Source organism: Haloarcula sp. MBLA0138, from assembly GCF_055632455.1.
This window is the reverse complement of sequence record NZ_CM145746.1, coordinates 2189444-2216317: the sequence shown is the minus strand read 5'-3', so window position 1 is coordinate 2216317 and position 26874 is coordinate 2189444. Positions and strand designations below refer to the sequence as shown.

The 26874-nt window shown below is 60.3% G+C and carries 29 protein-coding genes and 1 pseudogene; 13 read left to right on the top strand and 17 right to left on the bottom strand.

All coding sequences use genetic code 11. From position 1 onward, the window contains the following. Window positions 1–6: 6 nt before the first annotated feature. The 4 genes from ACV7JO_RS11715 (at window position 7) to ACV7JO_RS11700 (ending at window position 3882) form a co-directional block, all read left to right on the top strand. On the top strand, window positions 7–1023 hold the full coding sequence (locus ACV7JO_RS11715; RefSeq protein WP_470353596.1) for a tyrosine-type recombinase/integrase: 1017 nt from the start codon (window positions 7–9) through the stop codon (window positions 1021–1023). A gap of 288 nt (window positions 1024–1311) precedes the next feature. Next, window positions 1312–1980 carry a DNA cytosine methyltransferase gene (locus ACV7JO_RS11710; protein WP_470353595.1) on the top strand — a complete coding sequence of 223 codons (669 nt, stop codon included), beginning with the start codon at window positions 1312–1314 and terminating at the stop codon, window positions 1978–1980. Then, on the top strand, window positions 1973–2119 hold the full coding sequence (locus ACV7JO_RS11705; RefSeq protein WP_470353594.1) for a hypothetical protein: 147 nt from the start codon (window positions 1973–1975) through the stop codon (window positions 2117–2119). Before ACV7JO_RS11710 ends, ACV7JO_RS11705 begins: the two co-directional genes overlap by 8 nt. Window positions 2120–2178: 59 nt before the next feature. Further along, window positions 2179–3882, top strand: a complete 1704-nt coding sequence (locus ACV7JO_RS11700; protein WP_470353593.1) for a DUF7845 domain-containing protein — start codon at window positions 2179–2181, stop codon at window positions 3880–3882. Between the two features lie 249 nt (window positions 3883–4131). Here the strand turns inward: ACV7JO_RS11700 and ACV7JO_RS11695 are convergent, their stop codons facing one another. The 8 genes from ACV7JO_RS11695 to ACV7JO_RS11660 all read right to left on the bottom strand — a co-directional run bounded on the left by ACV7JO_RS11695 (window position 4132) and on the right by ACV7JO_RS11660 (window position 9920). Beyond that, window positions 4132–4494 (bottom strand): helix-hairpin-helix domain-containing protein, encoded by a 363-nt coding sequence (locus tag ACV7JO_RS11695; RefSeq protein ID WP_470353592.1) that lies wholly within the window; start codon window positions 4492–4494, stop codon window positions 4132–4134. Then, on the bottom strand, window positions 4491–4883 hold the full coding sequence (locus ACV7JO_RS11690; protein WP_470353591.1) for a PD-(D/E)XK family putative nuclease: 393 nt from the start codon (window positions 4881–4883) through the stop codon (window positions 4491–4493). Before ACV7JO_RS11690 ends, ACV7JO_RS11695 begins: the two co-directional genes overlap by 4 nt. Window positions 4884–5041: 158 nt before the next feature. Next, entirely contained in the window at window positions 5042–6211 is a 1170-nt protein-coding gene (locus tag ACV7JO_RS11685; RefSeq protein WP_470353590.1) for a hypothetical protein, read from the bottom strand. Next, window positions 6204–7001: a hypothetical protein gene (locus tag ACV7JO_RS11680; RefSeq protein WP_470353589.1), complete on the bottom strand. Its 798-nt coding sequence runs from the start codon at window positions 6999–7001 to the stop codon at window positions 6204–6206. The genes ACV7JO_RS11685 and ACV7JO_RS11680 overlap by 8 nt, the downstream gene beginning before the upstream one ends. Then, a complete protein-coding gene (locus ACV7JO_RS11675) occupies window positions 7001–7534 on the bottom strand; it encodes a DUF8063 family protein (RefSeq protein ID WP_470353588.1) in 534 nt (177 codons plus the stop codon). Before ACV7JO_RS11675 ends, ACV7JO_RS11680 begins: the two co-directional genes overlap by 1 nt. 3 nt (window positions 7535–7537) lie before the next feature. After that, on the bottom strand, window positions 7538–9337 hold the full coding sequence (locus ACV7JO_RS11670) for an Env/VP5 family phage fusion protein (protein WP_470353587.1): 1800 nt from the start codon (window positions 9335–9337) through the stop codon (window positions 7538–7540). Continuing rightward, window positions 9337–9486 (bottom strand): hypothetical protein, encoded by a 150-nt coding sequence (locus tag ACV7JO_RS11665; protein ID WP_470353586.1) that lies wholly within the window; start codon window positions 9484–9486, stop codon window positions 9337–9339. The genes ACV7JO_RS11670 and ACV7JO_RS11665 overlap by 1 nt, the downstream gene beginning before the upstream one ends. A gap of 2 nt (window positions 9487–9488) precedes the next feature. Then, window positions 9489–9920, bottom strand: coding sequence for a DUF8023 family protein (locus ACV7JO_RS11660; protein WP_470353585.1), 432 nt, complete (start codon window positions 9918–9920; stop codon window positions 9489–9491). A gap of 114 nt (window positions 9921–10034) precedes the next feature. Between ACV7JO_RS11660 and ACV7JO_RS11655 the strand changes: the two genes are divergently transcribed. From ACV7JO_RS11655 to ACV7JO_RS11640, 4 genes are all read left to right on the top strand, one after another. Beyond that, window positions 10035–10214, top strand: coding sequence for a DUF8053 family protein (locus tag ACV7JO_RS11655; RefSeq protein ID WP_470355775.1), 180 nt, complete (start codon window positions 10035–10037; stop codon window positions 10212–10214). A 248-nt stretch (window positions 10215–10462) separates the two neighbouring features. Next, window positions 10463–10708, top strand: coding sequence for a hypothetical protein (locus ACV7JO_RS11650; RefSeq protein ID WP_470353584.1), 246 nt, complete (start codon window positions 10463–10465; stop codon window positions 10706–10708). Window positions 10709–10825: 117 nt separating this feature from the next. Next, complete coding sequence (locus tag ACV7JO_RS11645; protein WP_470353583.1) at window positions 10826–11530, top strand: MvaI/BcnI family restriction endonuclease; 705 nt, start codon at window positions 10826–10828, stop codon at window positions 11528–11530. Between the two features lie 3 nt (window positions 11531–11533). Continuing rightward, window positions 11534–12307, top strand: coding sequence for an MvaI/BcnI family restriction endonuclease (locus ACV7JO_RS11640; RefSeq protein WP_470353582.1), 774 nt, complete (start codon window positions 11534–11536; stop codon window positions 12305–12307). Here ACV7JO_RS11640 and ACV7JO_RS11635 read toward each other — a convergent pair. The 3 genes from ACV7JO_RS11635 to ACV7JO_RS11625 all read right to left on the bottom strand — a co-directional run bounded on the left by ACV7JO_RS11635 (window position 12301) and on the right by ACV7JO_RS11625 (window position 16112). Beyond that, a complete protein-coding gene (locus ACV7JO_RS11635) occupies window positions 12301–13641 on the bottom strand; it encodes an adenine-specific DNA methylase (protein ID WP_470353581.1) in 1341 nt (446 codons plus the stop codon). The genes ACV7JO_RS11640 and ACV7JO_RS11635 overlap by 7 nt on opposite strands. 261 nt (window positions 13642–13902) lie before the next feature. Next, a complete protein-coding gene (locus ACV7JO_RS11630; RefSeq protein ID WP_470353580.1) occupies window positions 13903–15390 on the bottom strand; it encodes a hypothetical protein in 1488 nt (495 codons plus the stop codon). 392 nt (window positions 15391–15782) lie between these two features. Then, the gene (locus tag ACV7JO_RS11625; RefSeq protein ID WP_470353579.1) at window positions 15783–16112 is read right to left on the bottom strand and encodes a helix-turn-helix domain-containing protein; all 330 of its coding nucleotides are present in this window, start codon (window positions 16110–16112) and stop codon (window positions 15783–15785) included. A gap of 199 nt (window positions 16113–16311) precedes the next feature. Between ACV7JO_RS11625 and ACV7JO_RS11620 the strand changes: the two genes are divergently transcribed. From ACV7JO_RS11620 to ACV7JO_RS11610, 3 genes are read left to right on the top strand one after another with little or no spacing between them, the layout of a single operon-like run. After that, window positions 16312–16800 carry a helix-turn-helix transcriptional regulator gene (locus ACV7JO_RS11620; RefSeq protein WP_470353578.1) on the top strand — a complete coding sequence of 163 codons (489 nt, stop codon included), beginning with the start codon at window positions 16312–16314 and terminating at the stop codon, window positions 16798–16800. Then, on the top strand, window positions 16797–16991 hold the full coding sequence (locus ACV7JO_RS11615) for a sigma factor-like helix-turn-helix DNA-binding protein (RefSeq protein WP_470353577.1): 195 nt from the start codon (window positions 16797–16799) through the stop codon (window positions 16989–16991). The genes ACV7JO_RS11620 and ACV7JO_RS11615 overlap by 4 nt, the downstream gene beginning before the upstream one ends. Further along, window positions 16988–18001, top strand: a complete 1014-nt coding sequence (locus tag ACV7JO_RS11610) for a tyrosine-type recombinase/integrase (protein ID WP_470353576.1) — start codon at window positions 16988–16990, stop codon at window positions 17999–18001. The genes ACV7JO_RS11615 and ACV7JO_RS11610 overlap by 4 nt, the downstream gene beginning before the upstream one ends. Before the next feature lie 313 nt (window positions 18002–18314). On the opposite strand, the gene ACV7JO_RS11605 is transcribed toward ACV7JO_RS11610, so the two are convergent. The 4 genes from ACV7JO_RS11605 to ACV7JO_RS11590 all read right to left on the bottom strand — a co-directional run bounded on the left by ACV7JO_RS11605 (window position 18315) and on the right by ACV7JO_RS11590 (window position 20707). Beyond that, window positions 18315–18458, bottom strand: a complete 144-nt coding sequence (locus ACV7JO_RS11605; RefSeq protein ID WP_470353575.1) for a hypothetical protein — start codon at window positions 18456–18458, stop codon at window positions 18315–18317. Between the two features lie 169 nt (window positions 18459–18627). Continuing rightward, window positions 18628–19230, bottom strand: coding sequence for a hypothetical protein (locus ACV7JO_RS11600; protein WP_470353574.1), 603 nt, complete (start codon window positions 19228–19230; stop codon window positions 18628–18630). A gap of 50 nt (window positions 19231–19280) precedes the next feature. After that, a complete protein-coding gene (locus tag ACV7JO_RS11595) occupies window positions 19281–20150 on the bottom strand; it encodes a C2H2-type zinc finger protein (RefSeq protein ID WP_470353573.1) in 870 nt (289 codons plus the stop codon). Further along, on the bottom strand, window positions 20147–20707 hold the full coding sequence (locus tag ACV7JO_RS11590; protein WP_470353572.1) for an SWIM zinc finger family protein: 561 nt from the start codon (window positions 20705–20707) through the stop codon (window positions 20147–20149). The genes ACV7JO_RS11595 and ACV7JO_RS11590 overlap by 4 nt, the downstream gene beginning before the upstream one ends. A gap of 184 nt (window positions 20708–20891) precedes the next feature. Here ACV7JO_RS11590 and ACV7JO_RS11585 point away from each other — a divergent pair, with 184 nt between their 5' ends. Continuing rightward, complete coding sequence (locus ACV7JO_RS11585) at window positions 20892–21122, top strand: helix-turn-helix domain-containing protein (RefSeq protein WP_470353571.1); 231 nt, start codon at window positions 20892–20894, stop codon at window positions 21120–21122. A gap of 841 nt (window positions 21123–21963) precedes the next feature. Further along, window positions 21964–24411: pseudogene (locus tag ACV7JO_RS11580) on the top strand (Eco57I restriction-modification methylase domain-containing protein); the annotation flags it as partial. A gap of 186 nt (window positions 24412–24597) precedes the next feature. Here the strand turns inward: ACV7JO_RS11580 and ACV7JO_RS11575 are convergent. Then, window positions 24598–25767, bottom strand: a complete 1170-nt coding sequence (locus ACV7JO_RS11575) for an ISH3 family transposase (protein WP_470353182.1) — start codon at window positions 25765–25767, stop codon at window positions 24598–24600. A gap of 86 nt (window positions 25768–25853) precedes the next feature. Continuing rightward, the gene (locus tag ACV7JO_RS11570) at window positions 25854–26861 is read right to left on the bottom strand and encodes a tyrosine-type recombinase/integrase (protein WP_470353570.1); all 1008 of its coding nucleotides are present in this window, start codon (window positions 26859–26861) and stop codon (window positions 25854–25856) included. Window positions 26862–26874 lie beyond the last annotated feature (13 nt).

The window sequence follows — 26874 nt, the reverse complement described above, 5'->3', positions numbered from 1 at the left end:
GGAGGAATGACGGACGAACTCGAACCGCTCTCACCCGAGGAAGGGGTCGACCGGTTCCTGACCCACCGGGAGCCGTCCGTTCGGAAGTCGACCCTGCAGAACGCGAAGACTCGACTCCGCTACTTCCTCGACTGGTGCGAAGAGCGCGAAATCGAGAACCTGAACACGCTCTCAGGTCGGGACATGTCGGACTTCGTAGCGTGGCGACGTGGAGATATCGCCCCCATCACGCTGCAGAAGCAGCTTTCGACCATCCGGCAGGCGCTACGCTGGTGGGCCGACATCGAGGCCGTGCAGGAGGGGCTGGGTGAGAAGGTCCACGCGCCCGAGCTGCCGGACGGTGCCGAGAGTCGGGATGTACATCTCGACCCCAGTCGAGCGAACGCGGCCCTGGAGTACTACGAACGACACCGGTACGCGAGTCGAGACCACGCGCTGATTGCGCTGATGTGGCGAACCGGACTGCGACGCGGTGCTATCTGGTCTCTCGATGTCGACGACCTCCAGCACGATTCTAACGCGATTCGGCTGGAGCACCGTATCCACCAAGGGACCAAGCTCAAGAACGGCGAAGCCGGCGAGCGGTGGGTCTATCTCGGCCCGAAGTGGTTCCAGATTCTCGCCGACTACGTCGACAACCCCGACCGCGTCCAGGGGACCGACGAGTACGGCCGGAAGCCGCTGTTCACGACGCAGGACGGTGGCCGCCCGTCCCCGCAGACCATCTACAAGTGGCTCATGCGAGCGCTGCATCCGTGCAGCTACGCGAGCTGCCCGCACGACCGGACGCCTGAGACGTGCGACGCGCGGGGCCGGAACGCGAACGTCGCAGACTGCCCCTCGTCGCGGTCCCCCCACGCTGTGCGTCGAGGAGCTATCACCCACCACCTGACCGAAGACACGCCGCCGGAAACGGTGAGTGAGCGGATGGATGTCTCGCTCGATGTCCTGTACCAGCACTACGACGCCCGAACTGAACGCGAGAAGATGGACGTGAGAACCGACCACCTACCAGACGAGTGACCACCACCATGTTCAGAAAACACCCAAAACCACACGACGGCACCGTAGAAAACCTGCCCGGCGAGTCCATAGCAGTTCTTCGTCCTGTCGAACTCTTCCGTTAGCGACTGCTACGCTGGCTCTATCCGGACGTTGCGACAATCTCCGGTTCGGAAATAACCCGGTCTCAAATCGAAGGGATTCCGAAGCGGAATCCACGCCCACGCAGTCCGGTGGTTTCTCCGAAGGATTTCGGGTGATTCCGGTCAGTCGGGGTATCCGTTCGAGTCGAAACAGGGGTGGTCTGCTGTGAGTCGTGTCTGTCTCAACCTGTTCGCTGGAGCTGGTGGATTCTCGGCGGCATTTGAAGATTCCCCTCAATGGCGAGTTGTTACGGTCGACAACCGGCCGGAGACAGAGCCGGACATCCTCGCAGACGTGATGGAGCTTCGACCGGGTGATCTTCCGAACGCCACCGTGGTTCTTGCAGGCCATCCGTGTACGCTGTTCTCAACAGCGGGAAACCACGACGAGTGGGATCACGAAGCTCGTGAGCCTGTCGGTGACCGTGCCCGCCGACACGTCGCTATGGTGTATCACACCCTCGGGCTGATTCACGCACTATCGCCCGAGTACTGGTTCCTCGAAAACCCACGTGGTCGACTCCGGTGGGTTCTGGGGGAACCGACCGGGACCGTCACCTACTGTCGGTACGGAACTGACTACCAGAAGCCGACGGACCTGTGGGGCGATCATCCCGACGGATTGACCTACCGGAAGTGTCCACGCGGTAGAGACTGTCACGTCTCGAACGGAGAAGACGACGGGACGAGTGCCGTCGCGTCGATGCCTGCCGGATACGACGAGCGTGCTCGGATGCCCCGTCAACTATCCGAGAGCATCCTTCACGCCGTCGAAGGCCGCACTCAACAGCAGACACTTCGGACGGTCACCGACGGGGGTGAGTCTGGTGACTGATGGGTTCGTCCGGGCTTCCCGTCTCTACGATGTAGAGGCGGGCGAACCCCGTCACTTCGACTGGGCGAAGATGCAGCCTGTCGCAGAGAGTCAGGCCGAAATCGAGCGCGCCGTCGCGGAGATCGAGGACGCGAGGTAGGGATGTCTCGGCACCTCAAATGTGCCCCTCATGAGGGCGACGTGCGCTTTACGATTGGTGTGCATCCCGACCCCAGCGTCTCAGACTACGGGCTGAAGCCCTACTACGCGATGGATTCGCTCATCAAGGAGTGGGGCGACCGCTGGGAGACCGAGGGCAAGCCGACCCATGACATCGACTTCAACGGCGAGACGTGGGCTACCTGCTTCGACTACTCTGAAAGCGGGCTAGACCCGTGGGACAGCTCGGAGTTCCAGATTCAGAACGTCCGGGAGTTCCAGTTCTACTTCGTCTCGAAGGACTCGCCCACGTACCAAGGAAAGCGGGCCGACAAGGACCAGCGCGTCAAAGGCGGGACGATTACTGTCCGCCCACGGTGGCCGAACCTGACCGCCGACGGGACGCCCGTCTCGGTTCCGCAGTACGGTGCGCCGTACATCGACGTGCAGGTACAGGCGTCGAACCTTCCTCACGAGCGGTATCTCTCACTCGTGAAGCGGGTGATGGACGCCTACGGAATCGCCGCGCGGTACTTCGACCAGCCCCACCCGGACAGCCACATCAACGACCTCGCGTACTACGTCCGACTCTCCCGAACGGACAGCGGCCCACTGTACGCCGCCGCCGGGCCGATAGCGCGCTGTCACACGCTCATTCAGGGAGATCGGAGCGGCTACCGAAAGCACGTCGAGGACAACACGAAGCTTCCCGGCTACTACGTCACCGCGACGGTCGAAGACGAGAAGGCCGGCGAACTGGTCCGGGGCCACGAGCTGGGGAAGGAACTGAAACACTACTACCCGAACGAACCCCAGCAGTACGAGCCCGACGAAGCGCCATATCACCCGAAGTTCGAGGTGGCGTATCAGACGAGTCGGACCGAGCAAACTGTGCGGTGGGACGACCTCGACGACGCCCGCCGCGAGCTGGAGGAAACGGTACTGAACTGTCTGGAGTGGTGTGGGCTGGCGACGAACGCCGACAGCGGCATATTCGTCGACTTCGACCCGTTCTGGAGCCTCCGTAACACGACGGAAGCGCGGAAGTTCGTCCCGTGCCCGCTACCGGATATCGAAGACGATCAGGAGCATCGCGTGATGCAACTGTGGGGCGACATGACCGCCGCCGACCGGGACGTGACCGAGATGTTGCTCACCGACGGTGGAAAGGTCTCACCGGAGGAAGCGGCCGAGAAGACCGGCTACACGTACCGGACGATTCGGGCAGTCATCGACCGGCTGGAGGGCCTGATCCGGCACACCTACGGCGAGATGGAGCTGGAGTCGAAGAAGATCCAGCAGGAACTCCTGAAGCGAGTGCGGGCGGCCGGTGATCGGTTCCGGCAGGAGATCGGCAGCGCCACGATGGAATTAGCCGACGCTGCCGAGGAACGGGCTCGGTCACGATGGGCCCGAGTCCGTCGCGAGTACGCCATCTCGGAAGTCGACGCCGACGACTGCCGGAAGCTACTGAAGGTGGGGTACACGCCGGACGACCTCGACGAGGCCCAGGAAATCGCCCGAGAAATTCGGACGGCCTACACCGAGTGTGTAGAGGCGAACACCTACGGCGTTCACGTCGTCATCGAAACGGTCGAGACGGGCCGTGAGCGGTTCCGCGACCTATCCAACGTGTTCGCCAAAGGCTACCGACAGGGCGACTACACGAGCCGCGAGGCACAGGAACGCCGGAACGCTGGCTTCGACTGGAAAGCGTGGCGGGCCGCTGGGTGTCCGCCCGCAGAGGACTGGGACGGCGGGTAGCGTGCTGCCCGAGTAGAGGCATCACTACCGAACACACTATTTTAGCGGCAATTTGTTCTCGTTCCCCTCGAAAATCGCGCGTCGCGCGGCTGGGTTCGTTCCCTTCGGTCACGTCCCCCAGCCGCGCGACCAGGGGAGAACCGGAAACTCGCTTTCCGGTTCTCCCTTAGTCGTGTGGCTAAGGCCACTTCACCAAAATACACCACACAGCCGTCGGCCCCGCAGGGGCCGCGCGCGAAAAATTCGGGGTCAGTCGAATCGAGACAGAATCGCCTCCGCCCGCTCCGGACCCACGTTCGGGACGCTGGTCAGCGCCTGCCGGTCGGCCGCCGCGAGGTCGTCCACCGAGTCGAAAGCCAGCGCTATCTCGTCGGCCGTGACCGTGCCGATACCCGAGATGTCCGCCACCCGGTTCCGGATGCGTTCGTTGCGCGGGTCCAGCAGGGCTTCCAGCCGGCGCTCGTACTCCTCGATACTGAGGTCACCCTCCACGTACCGCTGTCGCAACCGCTCTTGCTCGGACGGCGCTCGCCACTCCCGGACCCGCTGGTAGCCCAGCCAACCCGCCCATCCCGCCGCACAGACCACCGCCGCAGCCGCGTCGAGCGTCATCCGAACACCTCGTCTATCTCGACCTTCGCCTGCCGGGCATCGCGGTGGTCGCCACCGCCGTGCCAATCCAGACGGGGCAGTCGCGACGAGTGGCGCATCTCCCAGTCCAGCACCTCAACACCGCGCCCACGAACGCGATACGGCCCGAACACGTACCAGCCGTCCGCGGCGCGTAGTCGCTCGTGGTACTGGTCGTAGAGTTTGAACGTGCCGGGTTGGCCGTCCGCGTGGCGGTGCATCGCCGCCTTGATTTCCACGGGCGTCCCGTCCGGGCGGAGCGCGTCGTGCCAGCTACACCGCTCCAAGTCGAGCCGGTACCGCTCGACCGCTTTCCGCTCGACGAGCGTCCCGTAGTGGTTCGCGCGGTGGCTCCGCGATTCAGACGGCATTCTGTTGCCTTGCGTACGTCATATATAGATACTCCTCCGGCTGGTTGCCGGCCGCTGCCCATCGCTCGCTCCCGCTCGCCTTGCGAGCGGGCGATGGGCCAACACTACGAGTACGGGAGGGGGTTGGTTGTTGTTGGTTGGTCGCCATTCGCCTGCCCTCATGCGGTTAGGTCCTGCACTTCACCAACCACGTCCCGATGCTCGCCGTCGTGTTCGTATTCGTTCCAGCGCTGTCGGACCCATTCGGCGCTGTACGGCACGAAATCGGCGATTTCGTGGTTTGGTTTGTCCGGTTCGGCCTCTTTGGCCGTGATGACCGTGTAGATAGCGAGCGTCCGCGAGAGGTCCGCCGGGTCGACATCTTCCTCGTCGTCACCGCTGGACCACGACCACGTGGTCGCTTCCTTGTCGTCGTAGCGCCAGTCCGTTTCAGGGATGCCCGAGACCGAGAAGATGGGGTTCACGCCCTGCCGGTTCCGCACGTCCTCGTAGAAGGTCGCTTCCTTCAGTCCCTCCTTGTGGACGCAGACGCCGAGCTCTCGGACGAGTGGATGAACGTCCCGGCCGTCGTGACCGATGACGATGAGTGAGCCGCCGTACTTGCGAATCTTGTACGTGAGCGGCCCGAGCTTCGTCTTCGTGTCGTAGCCGTCCGAACCCGACCCGCCGGCGTTACTGCTGGCCTCGTCGAAGATGAACAGCTTCGGAACCTGTTCGTTGTGCATGGGGTCGCCGTCCTGTTTCAGCCACTCCTCAAGCTCGCCGTAGTTGGCGAGCCATCCGTCGCGGCGGATGCCGTCGCGGTCGGTCCACTCGTCGGTTTCTTCGAGCGTGCGGATGTTGGAGGCGACCAGCGCCTCGGCGGGCTGTTGCTCGGTCCAAAGCTGGCCGAGCAGGCACGCGAAGTTGGATTTCCCGCTCCCGGGTTCGGCCCACTCGTAGAACATCGGGGCGGGACCGGTCATCTGGGCGCGGAGTTGGTCGATTGCCTTGATACCGGAGATGTCCGCCCGCTGACCCGCGTCGCCGGTGAACTGCTTGAGCGACTGCATGTCGCCGGCCTCCATCGCGCGGCGGGCAGTCTCGGTACCTGCGATTTGGACCATTTCACGGACGTGTTGGAGGTCTTTGGCCTGTCCGGGCATCTTTTCGGGCTGGTCGCACAGCCGCGGGTCGTAGTGAGTTTCCAGCACCGACAGATACCGGGATAGCTGTTCGTCGCGGACCAGCCCCGCGTGACGATGCACGTCGGGGTCTCGCTGACCGAAGCCGTCCTGATACTCGCGGAACTGTGCGGGCGTGTAGAGGTCGTTGGTCTCGTCAGTCATCGTTTTTCAGCACTTCCTGTTGGTCGGCGGGCGGTTCCTGCGGCCCATCGCCCACGGCGGCCGACGCCGTGGGGTCGGGGCGGTCGGCGAGGTCGTGAACGCTGGGGGCGTCGTCAAAGTTCTCGCCGTCTTCGATGAGGTCGGCGAACGTGTCCTTCGCGGCAGTCTTCTGGACCATTCGGCCGCGTTCGTTGGCCTCCGAATCGTAGCTGATGATTTTCCCTTGGAGTTCCACGGCCCCGCGGGACCAGCGGCCGCGAATGGCAGCGAGTTCTTCGGCGCGGTCGATGAGCCAGCCGTGGATGTCCTCCATCTGCTTGCGCTTGGTGAGGAGTTCCGTATCCCGGCACCCCTCCAACCAGACACCTTCGACGCGGAGTTCGTCGACGTCGTCGAGATACTCGTAGTCGCGGACGGCCCACGCGCTGCCGCCGTTGACGGGGTAGGGGTCGGGGGCGTCGTCGGGAATGGTCTTGTCCTGCCACTTCTTGGGCGGGACGTAGAACTTCTCGACGGTGTCCTCGACGGCGTTGACATGGTGGACTTCGACCCAGTTGCGGCGACGGAGCCAGCGGGCGATTTTTGCGCCGACGAGGTAGCACGGGATGGCGAAGACGAGCCAGCCGACCAGCACGGCCGGAATCCACTTGGGGAGGGAGGGGACGGCGGGCTGGTAGTACAGGATGAGGCCGACCGCACCGACGACCATGCCGGCGATGAGGAGCTTGTACTCGGCCAGCAGGTACGTCAGCCGGTCGCGGTTGTTGGCGAAGGTGGGCGCGGGGAGCATCAGGCCACCTCCGGACGGCCGTCTTCGGCGCGCATCACGTTCCAGCCGGCGATAATCGTCCAGACGAAGGCGATTGCCGCGCCGGCAAGCCACGCCTGCATGGACGAGAGCGCGCGCAGGATGTCGAGCCCGCCGCCGGAGGGCTGTTGGATTATCTCGGCGTACAGCGGTGTTTCCTCCGTAGAGATAGCGACGCCGACGTAGCCGTCTTGTTCGGTGACGGGTATCTCGACGGTGGTGGTCTCGCCGGCGGACATGGCGACCGAGCGGACGGGGACGCGGCCGCCCTCGCGGAACGCGCCGGCGTCGGAGACGGTAACGACTTGGACGGCGCTCGACCGGAGGGTGAGGTACGCCGCCGATTCGTTGGCGTGGAACTCCGACTCGACGAGAACCGTGTTCGCGTCGATGCGCTCGCCGGTCGCGGCATCGGTGGGCTGTGGGCTGGAGGTGTTGGCGGACTGTGCGAGGGCCGGGGCGCTGGCGCAGCCGAGACTGACCACGACCAGCGCGATGAAAATGAGGGAACGCATGGGTTAGTCTTGGAGGACAGCGACGGCGAGCAGGGCGACGATGACGACGCCGGCGACGACGGGGGAGACCTGCCCGTTGCCGCCGAATAGGCCGCCACCGACACCACCGCCGGCATTCAGCGCCTGTTCGCGGGCTTCGATCTCGGCCCGACGTTCGGCCAAATCCTCGTATAGCTGTTCGAGTTCGCTGACATTGCTGGTCTGATAGGTCGTTTTCTCGATGGTGACGTTTCGGACTGGGTCTCCGCTCGTGTCCTCGATGCCGGAGATGGTGAAGTTCTCGGTGAGTTCGACCATCTGGGATTCGGTCACGATGTACTGGGTGCCTGCGATAGATTCGGGGTTGTAGGTCTGGTTGACCGCGAACTCTCCACTCGACGGATTCTCGGCGGAGAACAGGATACCGCGGTACTCCGTCCCGCTCTCGGTGGTGATGTTGAAGTGGCCGGCTTGGTCCATCGCTTCGGGACTGTTGGTACCAATCGCGGTCAGCTGCGCGGCGGCGAAGCTCTGGAACTGGTCGCCCGGCGAGTACTCGTCTGCGAGGATGTAGGGGTCAACGAGGTCACTGTTGTTGATGTCGCCGGCCTGATACTCACTGTAGGTGTTGTTGACCAGCGTATCCATCTCGTCTTGGACGCGCTGGTTTTGCTGTTCAATCTCGCTCCAAGCATCACTGTATTCGCTGAACCGGATGTAGGTCAGGTTGCTATAGTCTGAGGTGGGTGCAGTCACGACCGCGCCGGTGACGGTCACGCTCCCGTCGGTGTTGCTCCACGACGTGTGTCCGTCGGTCACGCCTACTTTCGGGCCGCCGTTCCAGCCGGTTCCGAAGTTCGGCTGTGCCCACAACCGCGGAGAGTCCACTGTCGTCCCGTTGGTGAGGGTCAGCGTCTCGGTATCGTACTGGTACTGCCTTATCCGTGTGTCGCTGAGGCTGGTCGAGGCGCTTACCGCGAAGCGGGCCGGGTAGTAGTTGGTGATGTTGCTCTCACTTTGAGCGACACTCCGCATGTACGCACCGTGTGCGAGGGCCGTAGACCACTGATTGCGGACTTGCATCTGCTTGACAGCGTAATAATCGGCGACCGCCTGTCGGGCGGCAGTGCGCGCGGCCAACTCGCTACTGCCGTTGTTGAGTGACCTGATATAGGCGTTCTGACCGACGATTCGGGCCTGCGTCTCCGTGTCTTGGAGATAGTTGTCCAGCGTGGTCTGGAAGTTCTCGCTGCTGGCACGCTGGTTCTGTGCGGACTGGTACAGGTCGAGTTTGACCTGTTTGGCGTCCGTATCCGTCGTTTCGACATCGTCGACCGGCATGTCGCAGTCGGTGACGGTCAACCCCGGAATCGTCATCGTAGACAGTTGCTCGCTGGGGTCACAGATGTGGTCCGCATCACCACCGGTGGCGGCGAGCAGTCGGCTTTCGGCGACGAGTCCCAAGTCCTTCCCGTCGACGAAGGACGGCTCACCGCTGTTGCCGCCCATCGGTACCACGGTGACGGTGATGTTGCCGTACGCGCCGTGAGAGCCGAACATCAGATACCGAGCCGTGTCTGTGGCGTTGAACTGGTTTTCGTAGATGAGGGTAGGCTGCCCGCTCGGGCCATCGTTGGCCCAGACCTGATACTCGAACGTCCCAGTGTAGTTGCCGGTGTCGACGCCGACACGCTGCTGGCCGGCGGTGAACGTGTGGTCGTAGGTTGTCGATTGGGCGGCAGTCAGCGACGGCCCGACGCCGACGACGGCGGTCGAGACGACCAGCAGGGTCGCGAGCGCGAGCGCGCCGTAGTTGTCGCCCATTACAGCACCCCCGTTGCGAAGGCGAGGCTTCCGACCGCGCCGACGGTGGCGGCGACCCAGCCGAGGCCGTAGGCAAGCAGGAGCGCCTTGGTGGGACGCTTGCGGATGCCGCCGGTGGGGAGGTCTCTGTAGGTGAGGTCGTCGTGCATGGTTATCCGAGGTAGCTGATGACGTAGTAGCCGGCGGCCTCGACAGCGACGACGACGAGACCGAGGGCGGCGGAGGCGGTGACCATCTCGCGCAGCCCGAGGATGTTCAGGCCGGTCAGGAGGACGACGATGACCGTTGCGAGCGTGAGGTAGGTCTCGACGGTGGCCGAGCCGCGAACGATGTCGGCGAGGTCGGTGTTCAGTTGGTAGTTCTTGTTGCGACTCTGGTTGACGCGGTTGGTGGCGTAGGCCATCCCCAGGGAAGCCAGCGACAGTAGGAACGCGAAGATGATGTCCGTGTTCTGGACGGTGACGACCGCTGCCGACAGGTCGATGCCGAGGATAGTGATCGAAGCGATACCGTTGGTGACGAACGCGCTGGCGGTGAAGACGACGCCGGCCAATGCGTCCTCGATGTCGATCTTTCCGAACATACTACACCCATAAAACCCGCTGCAAACGACTAGACTCGTAGGATTTTTCCGATTGTGTTCATAATACGGATAATCCTAATTCATATACCTAGCTGACCCGTGGACACTGGTGTGATGGACTTCCGAAAACTCAGCGAAAACGGGGATTCAACCTCGGTGACGCTCCCGAAAGAGGAACTGGAAGAGTTGGGTGTTGTCGACGAAGACGGCGAGCTGGTCGAAGACGTGTGGGCTCGGGTAACTCACGAAGGGGACGGACGGTTCTCGGTTAGCGTGATGGATACCGCTGAGTAGGAGTCTCAGCACCGACCCCGTGGGGTCGCAGCCCGACAGAAACGAATCCCCGAAATTGCACACACAGCCGAGTAGCTGTGTGTGCAGAACCGGGCCGCGTGGGTATGGGCTTCGGCTCGGTTTTCGATGGAGCGGCGATTTTCCTCCAAACTACCCCGATATAGCCGCTCCAGTTCGACGAAAAAACTAGATGCACGGGGTACGTGTGCAATTCTATGCGCCTCCGAATGACCGACCATCGGGAACGAATGCTCGAAGCGCTCCTTGACGCGACCGGGGAGAACACGAAGAGCAAGGCGATAGACAAGGCGGTGAACCACTACTGTCGGTGTGCCGGGGCGAACGCTGCACATCCGACGGGCACCTACGAGGAACTAATGGAGAGGGCTGTGGAGGAGGGAAGCGTGACACCCGGCGAGATCGCGGAGATACTGGATACTGATAGTCTGCCGGTGCAGCATCACCGAGAATATTCGGTTGGCAGCTGGTTGTAGTTGCTGTCTACCGGTTCTTGTTGCCAGTCCGTATTTGTTACCTGTTGTCATATAACAACGCTCTGAAGTGTAAGCTAGAAATATAAGCATACACGGTATTTCTAGCCCTCCGTTGTCATGGAGGATTTTGACGAATTCACCGCCCGTCTTAGGGACATCGAGGAGATGGGCTATGTCGAGACTCATCGTGCTGGAAACACTGGAATCGGGAAGACGCTGGAAGACCTTCTTGGTATCGAGGAGAACAACATTCCGGGGCCGGACGCTGTTGGTGTCGAATTGAAGAGTACCCGAAAGGGGAGTAACAACCTCAATACGCTGTTCACGAAAGAACCCCCGCGTGGTCAGCGGACCCTCTGGAATCAAGAGATGGTTCGTGAGTTAGGCTATGTGGACAGCAAGGGGCGCGAGGCGTTGAAGGTGACTGTCGAAGTCGACTCACCGAACAGTCAGGGCTTCTATCTCGACTATACCTCTGACTCGGTGATGGTTTCGCACGAAGACTACGGCGTCTGTGCGACCTACCCGCTTGATCTCCTGCAGGAAGTCTTCGAGAAGAAAATGCCCGAACTGGTGATGGTCAAAGCCAACGTGAAGAACGTTGACGGGCGGGAGCATTTCCACTACAACGAAGCGTACCATCTCGACGGCTTCGATGGCGATTCGTTCTTGGGGTTGATGCGCGAGTCGGTGATCACCCTCGATCTCCGGATGCACATCAAAGAGAACGGAAACATCCGGAACCGGGGGACTGCGTGGCGGATTATGGACGAATCCCAACTAGAACGAGCCTTCGAGGAACGGACGGAACTCCTCGGTTGAAGGATGCCGAATGACCTCACGCTCGAAGACGTTCTGCCTGATCTGCGTGAGCTGCATAATCAGGGATTCATAGAGACTGAACGGACCGGTGACACTGCAGTCGGATACACTCTCGAAGAGCATCTCGGCGTAGTCGAAAACAACGAATCCGATTCAGATCTCGAAAATACCGAAATCAAGGCGGTTCGGCGTGACTCTACTAGTCCGACAACGTTACTCTGTCGTGAACCACCGACGCAGGAACTTTGGGGCACCGAACTGGTTGAGCAGGTCGGTGTCGAAGACGACGAGGGGAGACTGGCTCTCTACTCGACGATCAACTCAGATCAGACGAACCCAGACGGCTTCTCTCTCGGCTTCTATGAAGATAGCTTCTGTATAGAACACGAAGAGGTTGGGATGTGTGGGCGATACACCTCCAACTACATGCGCCAAGAGTTCGAAGACAAATTCCAGAATCTGCTGTATGTACTTGCAGAGTCCGAAGATAGAGCGAGCAGCGAATGGTTCTGGTACAAGGAAGCGTATCTGCTACGCGGATTAGAAGGTGATGCGTTCATGCACCTGCTCCGAAACGGCGATGTCGTCGTTGATCTTCGTCGGCACCTGAAACCCGACGCCACCAGCGAGCGTAATCACGGAACGGCGTTTCGGATCCGGAGCAAGGATACACTGATCAATGCCTTCGAAAAGAGCGAACCCGTCTTTGATTCCACCTCTCTCGATACCAGCGATCTTGGTTCTGTAGCACGACAGTCGAAACTCGACGATTACTGAGGAGCCCGCATCACGACGATATTCTCGTCGGCCATCAGGTCGCCCTTGTTGCCCGTCTCGTTCTCCGGGGCGTTCTCCCAGGGGAGCGTCTTCGTTGGAATTTCCCGCGGGAGCATGTGTTCGTGGGTGAACCCGATGTGTTCGCAGAGTTCCTTCGTAATCAGATGCGTCGGTATATTGACCCGGCTCATCGTTCGGTTAGCGACGACCCAGGCGACAGGCTGGCCGGACTTGAGTACCCGCGCGACCTGTTCCATGACCGCGTAGTAGTCGCGGAAGAACTCCATGGCGTCTTCTGCTCGCCCTTCTTTCTCTTCCAGTGTGGTGATCGTCCGCTCCAGCGCGGGGGACCACTCCCGCATCTCCTCGATGGGCTCCAGTTCACTCTTCTTGCCTCCGAGTCCGTTCTTGTCGACATCTTTCATCTCGTCGTAGCCGCGGCCGCTGGCGACGATAGCGGGGTCCTGTGAGAACTGTCCGTAGGCGACGGTTGTTCCGTGGTCACCATAGGGGGGCGACGTGATCACGATGTCCGCACTGTCGGTGTCGACGTCTTCGGCTTCTCGGGAGTCGGCATAGTGGACATTGGTTTCCAGATCGGGGTCGACTCGCCCGGCGTAGTCCTGCATCCGGGCGACGTTCTCCTGTAGTCGGTCGGTGAACCAATCGTAGACCGGGGGGTCGTGTGACTTCCGTTTCTCCTCGGGCATTCGGTAGCGCTTGTACTCGCCGTTTCGCTGGTAGCTCACTTTCCGGGTCGTCTGTGAGAGTGTGACCCGGAGGATGCGAGCGATGTCGGTTCCGTACTCGGATTCAGTATCGTCGATCCGATTCCGGATGTGTGCCAACTCGTAGAGCTGTGGTTCGGGGAACCACCCATCCCGGACATCGTCTACCGAGATGTCTACCTCGCCGGTCTCTGCGTGCTGGTTTTGTATCTCTCGAAGGGCTGCGTCCAGCCCATTGAGCAGCGCCGTCTGTGCCTCCTTCAGCCGGCTGGGCTCCAGCGGGACGGCTTTGGCGAGAGTGAGCGTACAGGCGAGTGGATTGATGTCGTTCGCCTCCGCATGCAGACCCGCGAGTCGCCCCTCTACCGCCGTCGTTCCGCTGCCGGAGAACGGGTCGTAGACGCGGTCGCCGTCCTCGATGACCCCTCGGTCCTTGTAGTGAGATAGAAGCGTGGCCGGGATCTGTGGGATCATCCGGGCCGGGTACGAGTGTAGCCCATGCGTGAGATACTGCGTGTCGCTCTTCTCGAAGGTCCAATCGTAGTCTTCGAGCTCTCGTGGGCCACCACCCCCACCGAGCGTTGCCTGCTGAGTCCTCTCTGTCATTCCTTGTGGATACTCCGTGCGTATTCGGTTAAAGAGGTTCGGGCCTTCGCTCTATGGATGAACTATACGCAAAATAACATATGGATTAGATAGGACTGGGCGTATCCTTTCCAATTCCTTTCCGAAAGGTCATCCATATAGTCCGCATCGGCTGATGACTGGCGCTCGGACCACTGTTCAGATACTAAATTATTTCTGACAGCATAAAATGTATAGACCATATCTGGCCAGTAACACCGACAATAAAATACAGAATGTCAGTTATGGCTGTCGCTGGATTCCTGTCTCACTCAAATCCACAAGCACATCATCAGAGAGTACTCCGACACGAATTTTCATCGGTTGTTCAGCGGGTGGCTCAATTTGTGGTCTGGTCGTGACCTGTTGTTCTGTTCCAAGAGACGGAATCGACTGACGATTCTGTGCCACGATATTTCCATCACCAGTCTCGATTTCAACCTGTACCGCCGCGTCGCCAGCAGACGTATTTCCAAAATTGAGTACGGTCGTCGGAATCTCTACGCTCCCATCAGATTGCACTCGTGATTCCCACTGATGTGAAAGAGACGGTGATTGGTTAATATCGACTAAATCAGCGTTCGAACCCTCTTCTCGGACTGAATCCGGAACTTCACCGATTCGCCACCCAGAACCGGTGGTCTCGACATAGTAATACCGTTGCCCATTCTGCGTGTAATAGGAGCCTTCGATATCATCTTCACCGGCAAGACCAACGGCCATATGTTCGGCCTGATCGAGCTTCAGCAGGACAACTCCATACCCGAGTTCGTCGAGAACTTCAGCTAGCAGAATCGAGGTGTCTTCGCAGTCACCACCTCGGCCGTACAGCGTTTCGAGTGGATACTTCGGATACTCGTTGTATCCCGTGGCTGGCTGGTCCTGAGTGTATTCCATTCCCTGTACCCAAGCAATAGCGTGGTCTACGATTTGACGGGGTGTGTGATCGTTTCGTTCCCCGTATCGCTCCAACGTGTTTGCAAGGCTCTGTATCGATTGATCGTCCAATGTATCTGAGGCGTACGCCCCGTAGTCAGCGACACGAATTCGCTGATTGTAATATTCATAGAGCGATTCCGAGATCTGCAGTGAGAACTCGGTAACCGTTCCGTCGTAGTTTTGCGTAAACTCTCGATCAACTGGACTATTGTTCGAGGTGTCGGGCAACGTACTTCTGGACATCCCATCAAGGTGTGACGGGACCGCTTCTTGTTCTGTCTCCGCTTGCGTTTCAGTCTGGTTTTCGGGGACATCTACAGATCCGCCTTTTCCACCTGATCCAACGATGTATTCTCCGAATTTTCGACTAGCTGCAACAGAGTTTCTAGAGCCGTCTGCGATCTCAACGTAGATCATCGTCCCCCCGGATAGTGTGGATTGGTTGCTCCCCGGGCCAGCAATGACGTGGTTTCCATCGCTGGAAACAGAATTAATATACTCATTCTCTCCACCTGATAGCGAAATATCGACGAAATTCGCACTGTCCGCACCATCAAGATCTACCGAAACGATAACACGGTACTGTCCGCTAGAGATTTCTTCCTCGGCCCAACCAACCTGCGGTTCTGGCTCGGGGGTCGGGGACGCAGTCGGTGTCGAAGTTTGAGTCTGTGTTCCCTCAGTCTGCTGTGCAGCAGTTCTTGGCGACCGATCATCGCCAGAGAGGGTAGAACAACCACCGATGACGGTACAGGAAGAGCCTATCGAGATTAGGATATCCCGTCGTTTCATTGCAACATCCCGGATAACATATGGCCGGGACTTGTAACTGTCGTGTGTTTTTCAACGATTATAACGAGGTGCAAGCGAAGAACGAGATCAAACCGTCCTCGGAGACGGCCATGGCTGCGTACTTGCATCTAACCGTCCCTCCAGATACCGCTGCCCGGCACCGGTGATATCGTAGTTCTGGAACTCCGGCGAAAGCGGCTCTACCAGCTGCGCCTGCATCAGCATATCACATCGCTCCCGCACCCGGCCCACAGAAGCCCACAGTGACACCTTCCGAGCGATATAGCTCGGCGCAGACCAGCCTTCGGACCGCAGTATTTCGAGAATCCGTTCATCGAGAGGAACCATCCAGTCGGCGGGCTTGCGTGACATGATTCAGGGGAGCGACATCGTCAGCCATTGATTCCGGGACCGTCGGTCGCGCCAGCACCGTTCTCTTCGTCGTCGGAGGAACCGCCACCGTTGATATAGCGCTCTTTCTCGGCGTCGTACTTGCCGTCGAGATAGGCTTTGCCCTCATCAGTGAGGATGTAGACACCATTCCCAAGGGGGCGGAGAAGATCGTAGTCCGTGAGTTTCTGGAGACGGCGAGAGACGGTAGATTGGGCAATGTGAATCTCATCTCGGTTTGAGAGTTCTGTTGATGTGCCCGATTCGTCTTCACGGATGATTTCCAGTATCCGGTCGTCCCAGATCGTCATCCAAGACCCTGACTGGCGCATTCGCGTTGTACTACGACATTGAGTACTTTATCGCTCACTAATAGCCTGATTTGAGGCCACCAATGCATTTATGCATTATCGGCCAAGAAGTAGATATGCGAAGCTCCCGACTCGGTTGATGATGACTCTCCTCGGTTCGTGAAGAACGGGCGGTGCTGGAACCACCGCCCGAAAGGGTGGCTTCGCACGCTGTGAAGCCATGAGCGAATCCACCGCTACGGGGCAGCAGCCCCGCACGAACACCGAGGCAACGCTATCGAATAATTCTGACGACGGCAGCTGCGCCACCTGTGGTGCGGACGCCGACGGTATTGACGCGCGCGACCGGCTCCCCACCTGCGCGGACTGTGCGAACCTACAGGCCGACGGTGGGCTGATGGGCCAGCACGACGAGGATGTCGACGTTCGGCTCGCCGACCTGTCCGCGTTCCAGCGGGATATCCTCTGGATTCTCCACCACGAGGGCGCGCTGCACGGGCTCGGCATCAAGAGCGCGCTGCAGGCGTACTACCGCGAAGAGGTGAACCACGGCCGCCTGTACCCCAATCTCGACGAACTGGTCGAGATGGGGCTGCTGGAGAAGGGCAAGCGCGACCAGCGGACCAACGAGTACGAACTCACCGATGACGCCGAGTACGTTCTCGAAGTGCGCCGTTCGTTCACCGACTCCGGTACTACCCTCGCATGAGTCGAAAGCAGGTTTCACTCGCCACATTCGAGCGGACCCGCTTCGACTCCCTCACCGACGCCGAGCGTGAGGTGTACGTCGCCGTCGAAGAAGGCGAGTTCGGCCTACGAGAGTACGCCCGCGAGACTGATCGCTCGCCGGGTACGGTCGGGAACCTACTGAACCGAGCACGGGAGAAGGTCGACGCATGACCGACGATCTCCGCCCACTGACTCCAGAGGAGGGTATCTCTCGGTTCCTCGACCACCGTGAACCGTCGGTTCGTGAGTCGACGATTCGGAACGCGAAGACGCGACTACGATTCTTCAACGAGTGGTGCGACGACAACGGTATCGACAATCTGAACGACCTGACCGGCAGGAACCTCGCGGCATTCGTTTCGTGGCGACGAAGCGACGTAGCGGCTATCACGCTACAGAAGCAGCTGAGTACGATTCGGGTATTTCTCCGGTGGTGTGCCGACATCGAGGCGGTCCACGACGGGCTCGCCGAGAAGGTCCATTCGCCGGAGCTGCCCGATGGGTCCGAAGCGCGGGACATTCACCTAAGCAAGGACCGGGCCGAACAGCTACTCAACTACCTGCGAGAGTACCGCTACGCCAGTCGGGACCACGTGATGATGCTCCTGATGTGGCGGACGGCGATGCGTCGCGGGGCGCTCTTGTCGTTGGACGTCGACGATCTCCGACCCGACGAGCACGCTATCGTAGTGGAACACCGTCCTGACGAAGGGACGAAGCTCAAGAACGGCGAGGACGGGAACCGCTGGGTGTACCTCGGCCCACGGTGGTACCAGCCCATTGAGGATTACCTGAACAACCCTGACCGCCCCGACGTGACGGACGATCACGGGCGGCGGCCGCTCATCACCTCGGAGTACGGCCGTCCGTCGGGTGATACCGTCTACAAGTGGGTTACCAAGCTCACCCAGCCCTGCGTCGTCGGCGAGTGTCCGCACGACCGCGACCCGCAGGAGTGCGACGCCCACACTGGCGGTGAGGCCGCCAGTAAGTGTCCGTCGTCACGGTCTCCTCACGCCATTCGGCGCGGGTCGATTACGCATCACCTGAACGACGACGTGGCTCCGGAGACGGTTTCGGAGCGGTGTGACGTGTCCCTCGACGTGCTGTACAAGCACTACGATGTTCGCACTGACCGGGAGAAGATGCAGGTTCGAAAGCGACAACTGGAGGAACTGTAAGATGCTCGGAACCGGCGTTTCAGGTGGATTATCGCGCGATTTCGCGGTCTATCCAACCCGGCGAGTCCATACGCGCTACGCGCGTTCAGTAATCGCCACACGGCGGGGCTTTTACTTAAATCTACTTGACCGTTAGAACAGTGTGTTCGCTCCGTCGCGCGGCACCGCTTGCCGGTTGAGTGTTCGTGATTTCTCCGAGTCCCCCGGTCGCTATCCTGCGGTTAGCGAGAATTACGGAATTGTCGTCGCCAGTGCCTTCTACCGAACTATGTCGATACTCGATGAGCCGGCCAAGCGAACCAGAGAGATGCAACTACGAGGTAGCCCCGGAGGAAGGCGCTTGCATCAGGATGACGCTGGATGCAAGCAGCGCCGTGACGATGACCGCAGCCACGGGTGCGGAAGTCGTGAGGACGATACTCGACAGCACCGTTGCGAGTGCGTTTGTCCCTGTCATGGTCAGAATCTTGTTTACCGGACCGGGTCCTCGGGGACTGCCGTCTGTGGCATGACGCCTCTGAGGAATCGAACCTCAGCCCTGCCACACGGTCCTTCTGACCATTTGCGACTTCCGTTGATTCCCGATAGGCCACCAACGGTCAAAACACTTTCTCGAAGCGTCAATTCTACTTGCCGAGTTTTCCGCCTGCACTATCTTCCAAAGAGGCGGACACCTCGATACTCGTAGAGTAAATCCTCTTGTTGTCTTCAACCGTCGCGGAGAATTTGAAATCGCCATTCTGTGCCTCCTTCATCGCCTTCCCTAACTCGCTCTCTTGCAAGATGAAGGGTATCACTCCCATCAGTTCGTCATCACGGCCACCTACAATCTGTCCTTTGTAGTTGGTTCGCTGGTCAACATCAAGTCGAGTCATCTCACCTGATTCGGAGAAATGTTCCAGTTCGGTTTTGAGAACGCCGTCTTCTGGATTCCTGATGACGGTCGTCTCTGTATCTCCGGTGAGTCTCACTTCCTCAAGTGAGAAATCGCTGATGACTCCATCCCTCCATCCGTTGTTCGATGCCCGAACGAGAACCCGGCGACTCCAAACCGGCTTGTCGTTGTTTCTGCCATCGCGCCACTCAGAGTCGTCAAGCGTAGAAAAACGGGAGAGTGAGACATGGGACTTCGCTCCCCAAATGTACCTGTAGGCAAAAGGAATACTCCCAACCACAAGAGTCACTGACGCCCCGAGTATGGCCCCCGCGGAGAACGGTCCTACTGTCACTACTCTTTCTAAATCTCGGCTCCTGATTACATCTTCGCTGAATTAGCCGTTCAACCGCCTTTGCCACCCCACGAAACGCCAATTTCGCCCTCACTCATCTTCCCTTCGAGCACGTCGGCACAGTCGCGCAACCACCCGATGAGGCCGAGCAAGTCCTCGTCCAGTCCGTCCTCGTGTTCAGCGGCCCGTTCCAACTCGTCGGCCAGCCGCCGGGCCTCATCGGCTGTCAGCGTCGGTGAGCGGTCGCCCGCTTCGATGTAGACGCCGTCGTCTTCGAGCGCGGTCGTGACGCCGTCGCCGACCTCCCGCCGGCGGGCCTCGGCGAGGATAGGCTCGAAGACAGGCGACAAGAGCGCGGGCTGTTCACGCTCACCAGTTTCGAGCAGACGGCGACGTGCCCGATTTGCCTCGCCCTGCTTGTCCTTGGCGTGCAGTTCGGCGATGTAGCGGTAGACTCTCTCCGCGGGAACCGTCGGGCCTTCGGTGCGGTCGCCGTCCTCGGGGTCGTCCTCGATGAGCCGGACGACGTTCTCGTTTTCGTCCACGCCGACGCGAGGGAAGTCCTGCGGTTCGTGTCGTTCCGCGGCGTCGTCGGGGTGGTTCTTCCGACCGGAGACCTGCCCGAGGTGGATGAGCACGCCCTGTTTGCCCGTGAACGCCTCGCCGCAGTAGGGGCACAGCCGGGCCTCCTGCTCGGTGTCGCGCTCGGTCGGGTACTCCATCTCCACCGTCTCGGTACCGACCGTGAGCATATCCTCCAGCGACACGTCGTCCGGGAGGACTCTCTTGGGGCCGTGGCCGTCGCCCTTCGAGTGCAGGACGTGCAGGTGCATCCCGCGGGCCAACTTCTCGGCGTCGCACCCTTCGACCGGGCAGATGACCGTCCGCTCCTCGTTTTCGTGTGTCTCGCGGTTGGTCATCGGGCACCACCCCGCTCGTCGGCGACCTCGAAGCACTCGAAGCAGGGCAACTCGTCGGCGTCGGGACCGGGACACCACTCCTCGCCGTTCGGGCAAGTCTCCGGCTCCTCGGCAGGGGCCTCGACCGCGACGGTCCCGCCGTCCGTCTGGAGCATATCGGCGGCAGTGGTCGCTCCGCTCGGGGGACTGTCCGATGACGCCGGCGCGGGCGACTCAAAGGTGACCGCGGCTTGCAGAACAGTCGAACCGCCGACCGTCGCTACTGCCAGTTTGTGCTTGCAGTCCGGCTCCCTGTGTAGGTCGGCAGGACACTCACACTCGGCAGGGACCGCGACGCCGTCCCGCTCATCGACTCCGACCACGTAGGCGTGGTCGTCTTTCTTGAAGCCGTAACTGGCGTTCGTAACTTCGACTTGGTGGGGGCCGACGATGGTGAACTCCCACGCTTCCCACGCGACCCGCTTCGCCGTCTTCGGGCCGAAATCCAGTTGTTCAACGATACGCTTTTCAGCGGTAGATTCGTTCTCTCTCATGGTCTTCGGGGCTACGAAGACCACCCGTCCGGTGTTCCAGCACCGGGCGTTTTCCGCGAGTCACGCCCCGAGGGACGGGTCGTCTTCGTATTACTACCGTTGGCGGTAACAAAGTTAAAACTAACGGAATTCGGACTTAGCGTACGCGCAGTGTAGGTTACTACCGCCAACGGTAAGAGTTAACACCGCGGCGGCACTCCTGTCGGACATGAGCGACGGCTCGAAACCCGGTCGAAAACCACGAGTCACGGATGAGGAGATTCTTGAACTGTTTCGTGAGACGGACGACCCGGTGCTCTCGACCGATGAGGTGGCAGAGAGGCTACCCATCGGGAGGAGTGCAACCTACAAGCGGCTGTCATCCCTGCGAGACGAGGGACGGCTCGAAGGGAAGACGATAGGAGAGAAGAACACCGTCTACTGGCTTGGCGAAGTTTAGGGAGGTTGTTACATCAGGAAGGTTAGATACCTGTGTTGTTGGTAAGTCGGTGCACGAGAATCAGCGAGATTTGACTGAAATTCGGGGGTCGTCCCGACTGAAACCCGCAGTATCGGGTTGCTCCTTACTTTCGGAAACTGGGTGCATAGAGGGTTGTTCCCGGTTGCTCGCCGCGCCGATTTCGGCACTCTCGCGGCTATCTGGAACCTTGTGCATGGAAACCGCAGGCCCGGGTAGCCACCGACTCGGTTTAGACAAGTGTCGAACAACCCCGGAGAGATAGTCCATCGAAGTGTTGGAAATCTGTAAGGGGAAATACAAAGGGGGTTAGCCCAAGGGTGGCCACCTAATGGGGAACCACCGCTCTACGGGGTCGTGACCCGGTGTCTCTTACCGTTGAGCACAGAACCACAGCAGAAGTTCACAGCAAAAACCCGGCGGCGTCATCGAGTTTAACCCCGAAGGGACCGGAAAACGTGTTCTAAACCCGTGAGCGGCACCTTGTCCCCCTCGCTGTTCGTTAACCTGTGGAGAGTGTTGCCTACGGCGTCTCCGGTCAGAACGAACAGCCATCAATTGTGAGACGGACAGCGACGCTTCACAACGCTCTCACGCGGTTCTTCACACTTCCAAAAGGGAAACATCCTCTTGGTGAGAGAACGCTCTCAGAAGCGCGTGTAGCCGCGCACGACGCCCACGGTGTGGCGGGGAGTCTCGCGCCTCGGTTAGCGGCCCGATTACGTTGTTTGTCGAATACTAGAGTAGTTACAGATTCTACCCGTATCTTGACACCTAATACATCTCATCTACTTTTAAGATGGCCGACTCTCTTGAACGCTCTATGGCAGATGCCTCCGCTCTCCATGATGCTCTCCAATCCATAGCGGGACAGACGGACGAAGATATGAGCGAGCGAGACGTGGAGAACCTGTTTCTCGAACAGGGGTTCTACGATGCGCTCGACTACGAAGGGACCGGAACGGACCTGCGGAGCGAGTTCACACTCCCCGATGACCGGCGACCCGACTACATCACGCTCGACACGAACGAGGCCGTCACGGCGGTCTACGAGTTCAAGACGACTGGCCGTGACCTGCCGCCCCACGAGGACCAACTGTTTCACTACATGGACTACCTGCGGGCGGAGTACGGCGTCCTGACCAACGGCGAGCAGTTGCGGCTCTACCGCCGGGGCGACAGCCGCGCGATGCTCACCGTCTCACTGGAGGCGGTCACGGAGAGTCAGGCCCGCGACCTCGTCAGCGCGCTCCAGAAACGCGAGTTCGACCTCACGGACCCGGAGGACGTAAACCAGTTCCTCGAAGACCTCGACCCGATTCCACTGGACTCACAGGCCGAACTCGGGCAAGAGCACTTCTTCGACACCTTCCGGTTGGAGGAGGGGAGTCCGTTCGCCGACCTCGTCACCGGGATGATGGACCTCCTGCACGAACTGCGGGATGACCAAGAAGCGAAGTTCGTGAAGGGGGCCTACGACTTCTGGGAGGCGACCTACGCCGACGAGCCGGACGAGGTTCCGACCTCGTGGGACCCGTTCATCAATGGGAAGCAGTCGCTCCGGGATTTCATCTTCTGTCTGGAGAGCGGACACGCCCTGCTGGCGCGGCTCCTGCTGGCGAAGGCGACCGAGGACCACGACTTCTTCGCGGGCACCGGCTACGAGGGGATGGACGACTACTTCCGCGGGTTGCAGGGCTTCGGCGACACCATCAACCTCGACGCATTCGCCGTCGCGGCGGACGACCTCATCGACGATATGCAGGACCAGTTGGTCGAAGGGCTGTTTCAGGACGACATCTTCATCTGGTGGACTGACGGGTACAGGGAGCAGATTGACACGCAACACGCGAGCGGGCCGAGCCGGTTCGAGGACGTAGCACGCGGGTCCGGCGACGTAGAGCGTGTGAGTGAAGCCACGCGGGACCGCTTCAGCCGCGCCGTCGCCGAGGTGTTCTTCAACGTTCTCCGGTTCGACTTCGAGGACGTGGAGGGCGACCTGCTCGGGGACCTCTACCAGCGGTACTTCGACCGTGAAACGCGGAAGGCTCTTGGGGAGTTCTACACTCCTCAACCAGTCGTTGATTACATCATGGACGGCGTCGGATACGAGCGCGGTGTCTCCAACGAGCGCCTAATCGACCCGTCATGTGGGTCCGGCACCTTCCTCGTAGAGGCTGTCGAGCGGTACATCGCCGACGTGGAGAACTTCGAGGACGACCCGGACTGGGAGGAGCACCTGCGGGACCTCTGTACCCGTCCCCGCATCGTCGGACTGGACATACACCCCTTCGCTGTGTTGATGGCACAGATTCGCTTCGTGGTCGCCATCCTTCCCGCCTACCGCGAGGCCAAGACCCAGAACCCGGACTTTACGCTCCGACGACTCCCCATCTACCGGACGGACACGCTTCGCAACGAGCGAGAGCTGACCGGCGCGGACCTTGGCGACGACGGCACGCGCCAGATGACCTTCGACGCGATGACCGAGGACGACCAAGACGTGCGGATTCCCGTGCCGCTCCCTGTGGAAGTGGACGAGGACGAGGCCGCCGAGACGGAGGACGGCTTCCTCGTGCGGCGGGTGCGGATGCCACTGTTCGACACGATTCAGTTGGAGACAGGGGTGAACAACTTCGGCGAGTATTTCGCGGCCCTGCAAGGCGTCTTGGACACCGTCAAGGACCACATGGCGCTGGCCGAGGAGTTCGGCGGCGACTTTGACTGGGAATACAAGAGTGGGCTGGAGGAGCGCATCAACCAGCACACGTCGCGGCACTACTCTGGGGTGGAGGACTTCTTCGCCCCCTACGTGGACGATATGCTGGAGAACGTGCGCTACCTGAAAGAGGAGCACAACGACGGGCGGCTGTTCAAGATGTTCGAGGACACTGTGCTCGCGCTCGTCGTGAAGAACTACATGGAGTACGACTACGTAGTCGGGAACCCTCCGTATGTTCGGGTTCAGCATCTTCCGGATAGACAAAAAGAGATGCTCGACCGACTCTACGAGTCTACGACCGGAAACTATGACATTTACTGTGTCTTCTACGAGCGTGGTTTAGAACTACTCAAAGAAGAGAAAGGAGAACTCGGTTACATTACCTCAAACCAATTTCTTCTTTCCGATTACGGTGAGGGTATTCGTCGGGTTCTACTCCAGGAATCTGCAATCGAGGAAGTGTACGACTTCCGAGACTCAGGTGTCTTCGAGGACGCCGCAAATCTTCCAGTCATACTGTTTGCCCGACACGAGCCTAACGAAAGCACACGACAAGAGAATCAGTACCTCACAAAGCATCACCAGTTAGCCTGACCTAAGTCACCTGTTCTGTCGTGATGAGTCGTCGATAGCGGTTGAACAACACTAATCGGAGACGGAGCTGTCGCTGTCGGCGGCGGTCAGCCGCCGACGCGACAGCGTAGCCACTCACAAGGCGGCGATCCTGGTAAGTGACTACCGATGAAACCGGTCGTCAGGTGGCCGGTTTGCGGGGACGGCCCGACGCACCGCGAGGGCCGTCCACGCGGCCCGGCGAACCATATTCACGAACTCCTTGTACGGCCACCACCAGAGGCGACGCCCACCTCGGCGGGGCGTCGCCACGTATTCGTAGTGGAGATACCGCCAGACGTTCTGCAACAGCAGACTCACCACGACGTACATCAGTCTCACCGTTGCGTCTCGTGTCGTTGTCGTCGCTATCGCTTGCTCGGACAAGCGATAGCTCGACTCGATACCGAAGCGTTTCGAGTAGTGGTATCGAGCGTCGCGTGGAGTCTCGATGAACGGCGCGTCAGCGGCGTAGCCGTGACGCGCCACGCCGTTCTCGTCATACCGTCCATTCAGGTACGTACAGTCGATGTAGACGGGAAACTCGACGGTCCAGCTATGACCGTCGAGTTTCCCTGTCAGGTCGTGTTGAATGACGCGGCTCCAGCCTTCCGAGAGTTCCTGCTGAATCGCCTCACCCCACCGGATGATCGGGACCACGTAGGCGTAGTTATGCGCCTGAAGCAGCGTGAGACACTTGCTGTCGTAGAATCCGCGATCGAGGTAGACGGCCTTGACCTCGGTGTCAAGGCCGTCAAGCACACCGAGGAACTCAGCGAGGACGCTGCTGGCGGTGTCGCCGTCTTCGAGACGGCGCACCGCCAGCGTGTAGCGTTTGTTCTTCACACGCGCGTAGAGTGTCGCGTACGCGTGGAACGCGGTGGTTCCCCGCTTCGCTTCCGAGTGGTAGAGGCCGTCTGTGTCGGCTTCGTCACCGTAGTAGGGCCGCAGGTGGAGGTCTGCGCAGACCTCCACCTGCTCGGGGAGCAGTTCGACGACATCCTGCCGAAGGAGTGTGTTAGCGACTCGTTCGAGCCGTTCCGGCTCGAACTTCGTCCGCAGGTGGTAGAGGATCGTGTTCGCCGATGGCGAGTCTTCACTGGAGTTGCACAGCGTGGAGATCGAGGTCCCGTCGGCGGTCGCGCCGACGAGGACCTCGTAGATGTCCTCGGGATCGATTTCAGCGTTATTCGCCAGGGTGAGAGAAACTTCCTCGTCAAGCCGGTTGACGAGGAAGTTAAGAAGTTGGTCTTCGTGGATTTCACTGTCCGCTTGCTTTGCTTGCTTGGACACAACTCAGCAAGCGGACTCCTTCAACTTGCGAGCTTTGTGAGGTACTGAATATGAATCTAATCTCGTTGGGAGATAGAGGCGAGACTTCAAACGTCCACGAGGTAATCCTCCCGTCGCTCCATCCGCTCCTCTTTCGTCGCGTGGTCGTAGTGCTTGTCCAAGACTTCCGTGGTCATATCCACGCGGTCGGCGGTCACGTCGCGCGGCTGTCCGGCGTTCAGCGCCTCGGTGACGTACCCGCGCCGGAGGGCGTGTGGGCCGACCGAGCCGGGGCACTTGCTCGCCGTGTTGTAGGACGTTGCCTCGCACTCATTGAGGTCGCGGTCCATCGGGCACTCTCCGGTGTAGTGGCAGGGCCGAGTGACGGTGTAGATGTTTCGCTGGATGGTCGAAGGCTCGCACCGCTTCCCGTGCGTGGACATGAGTAGCGGCGTCCGTCCGTGCCCGTCGGTTCCGCCGGGATGGTTGTGCTTCAGGAAGTCGGCTATCACGTCTGCCGTCTCCCGGTCGAGGCGCACGTCCCGCTCGCCCCGGCGCTTGTTCTTGAGCGGCGTGCCGGTGTCGGGCCGATGACGCAGGCGGAGTAGCGGCTTCGAGCCGTCATCGAAGTCGTCCACGTCGAGCGCGTACAGCGAACTCCGGCGCATCCCGGTCTTCCACAGGATGCGGAAGATGACGTGCCGGAGGCTCGCGTACTCGTGGGTGTCGAGGTAGTCCAGTATCTCGCTGGCCTCGTCGCTGGTGATGAGCTCACTCGAAACCTCGTCCTCGCGGCTCGGTTTCGGCACCCGGACCAATTCGTGCATCCCGTCGGGGACGGCGTTAATGTGCTCGCAGAACCGGATGAAGTCCTTGATGCAGGTCATGTCGGTCTTGAGGGTGATGGTCTTGACCTGCTCCAGCCGTTGCTCCTTGAATTTCTGAATCTCGTCGCTGGTCAGCGTGTTCAGCGTGTCCACGCCGGCCTCATCGGTCAACCACTCGCAGAAGACGTTGAGCGTGGTTTCGTAGTTCGACAGGGTCGAGTCCGTAACGTCGGTGGACTTGTCTTTCAGGTAGCGGTTCTTCGCTTCGTGGGGTGGTGTCGCGTTCATGGTTGCTCCCTTG

What these genes read in the sequence shown, in the direction of transcription:
- ACV7JO_RS11715 (WP_470353596.1), top strand. Translation starts at nt 7, where the DNA reads ATGACGGACGAACTCGAACCGCTCTCACCCGAGGAAGGGGTCGACCGG.
- ACV7JO_RS11695 (WP_470353592.1), bottom strand. Translation starts at nt 4,494, where the DNA reads ATGACGCTCGACGCGGCTGCGGCGGTGGTCTGTGCGGCGGGATGGGCG.
- ACV7JO_RS11690 (WP_470353591.1), bottom strand. Translation starts at nt 4,883, where the DNA reads ATGCCGTCTGAATCGCGGAGCCACCGCGCGAACCACTACGGGACGCTC.
- ACV7JO_RS11685 (WP_470353590.1), bottom strand. Translation starts at nt 6,211, where the DNA reads ATGACTGACGAGACCAACGACCTCTACACGCCCGCACAGTTCCGCGAG.
- ACV7JO_RS11680 (WP_470353589.1), bottom strand. Translation starts at nt 7,001, where the DNA reads ATGCTCCCCGCGCCCACCTTCGCCAACAACCGCGACCGGCTGACGTAC.
- ACV7JO_RS11675 (WP_470353588.1), bottom strand. Translation starts at nt 7,534, where the DNA reads ATGCGTTCCCTCATTTTCATCGCGCTGGTCGTGGTCAGTCTCGGCTGC.
- ACV7JO_RS11670 (WP_470353587.1), bottom strand. Translation starts at nt 9,337, where the DNA reads ATGGGCGACAACTACGGCGCGCTCGCGCTCGCGACCCTGCTGGTCGTC.
- ACV7JO_RS11665 (WP_470353586.1), bottom strand. Translation starts at nt 9,486, where the DNA reads ATGCACGACGACCTCACCTACAGAGACCTCCCCACCGGCGGCATCCGC.
- ACV7JO_RS11660 (WP_470353585.1), bottom strand. Translation starts at nt 9,920, where the DNA reads ATGTTCGGAAAGATCGACATCGAGGACGCATTGGCCGGCGTCGTCTTC.
- ACV7JO_RS11655 (WP_470355775.1), top strand. Translation starts at nt 10,035, where the DNA reads ATGGACTTCCGAAAACTCAGCGAAAACGGGGATTCAACCTCGGTGACG.
- ACV7JO_RS11650 (WP_470353584.1), top strand. Translation starts at nt 10,463, where the DNA reads ATGCTCGAAGCGCTCCTTGACGCGACCGGGGAGAACACGAAGAGCAAG.
- ACV7JO_RS11645 (WP_470353583.1), top strand. Translation starts at nt 10,826, where the DNA reads ATGGAGGATTTTGACGAATTCACCGCCCGTCTTAGGGACATCGAGGAG.
- ACV7JO_RS11640 (WP_470353582.1), top strand. Translation starts at nt 11,534, where the DNA reads ATGCCGAATGACCTCACGCTCGAAGACGTTCTGCCTGATCTGCGTGAG.
- ACV7JO_RS11635 (WP_470353581.1), bottom strand. Translation starts at nt 13,641, where the DNA reads ATGACAGAGAGGACTCAGCAGGCAACGCTCGGTGGGGGTGGTGGCCCA.
- ACV7JO_RS11630 (WP_470353580.1), bottom strand. Translation starts at nt 15,390, where the DNA reads ATGAAACGACGGGATATCCTAATCTCGATAGGCTCTTCCTGTACCGTC.
- ACV7JO_RS11625 (WP_470353579.1), bottom strand. Translation starts at nt 16,112, where the DNA reads ATGCGCCAGTCAGGGTCTTGGATGACGATCTGGGACGACCGGATACTG.
- ACV7JO_RS11620 (WP_470353578.1), top strand. Translation starts at nt 16,312, where the DNA reads ATGAGCGAATCCACCGCTACGGGGCAGCAGCCCCGCACGAACACCGAG.
- ACV7JO_RS11615 (WP_470353577.1), top strand. Translation starts at nt 16,797, where the DNA reads ATGAGTCGAAAGCAGGTTTCACTCGCCACATTCGAGCGGACCCGCTTC.
- ACV7JO_RS11610 (WP_470353576.1), top strand. Translation starts at nt 16,988, where the DNA reads ATGACCGACGATCTCCGCCCACTGACTCCAGAGGAGGGTATCTCTCGG.
- ACV7JO_RS11605 (WP_470353575.1), bottom strand. Translation starts at nt 18,458, where the DNA reads ATGACAGGGACAAACGCACTCGCAACGGTGCTGTCGAGTATCGTCCTC.
- ACV7JO_RS11595 (WP_470353573.1), bottom strand. Translation starts at nt 20,150, where the DNA reads ATGACCAACCGCGAGACACACGAAAACGAGGAGCGGACGGTCATCTGC.
- ACV7JO_RS11585 (WP_470353571.1), top strand. Translation starts at nt 20,892, where the DNA reads ATGAGCGACGGCTCGAAACCCGGTCGAAAACCACGAGTCACGGATGAG.
- ACV7JO_RS11570 (WP_470353570.1), bottom strand. Translation starts at nt 26,861, where the DNA reads ATGAACGCGACACCACCCCACGAAGCGAAGAACCGCTACCTGAAAGAC.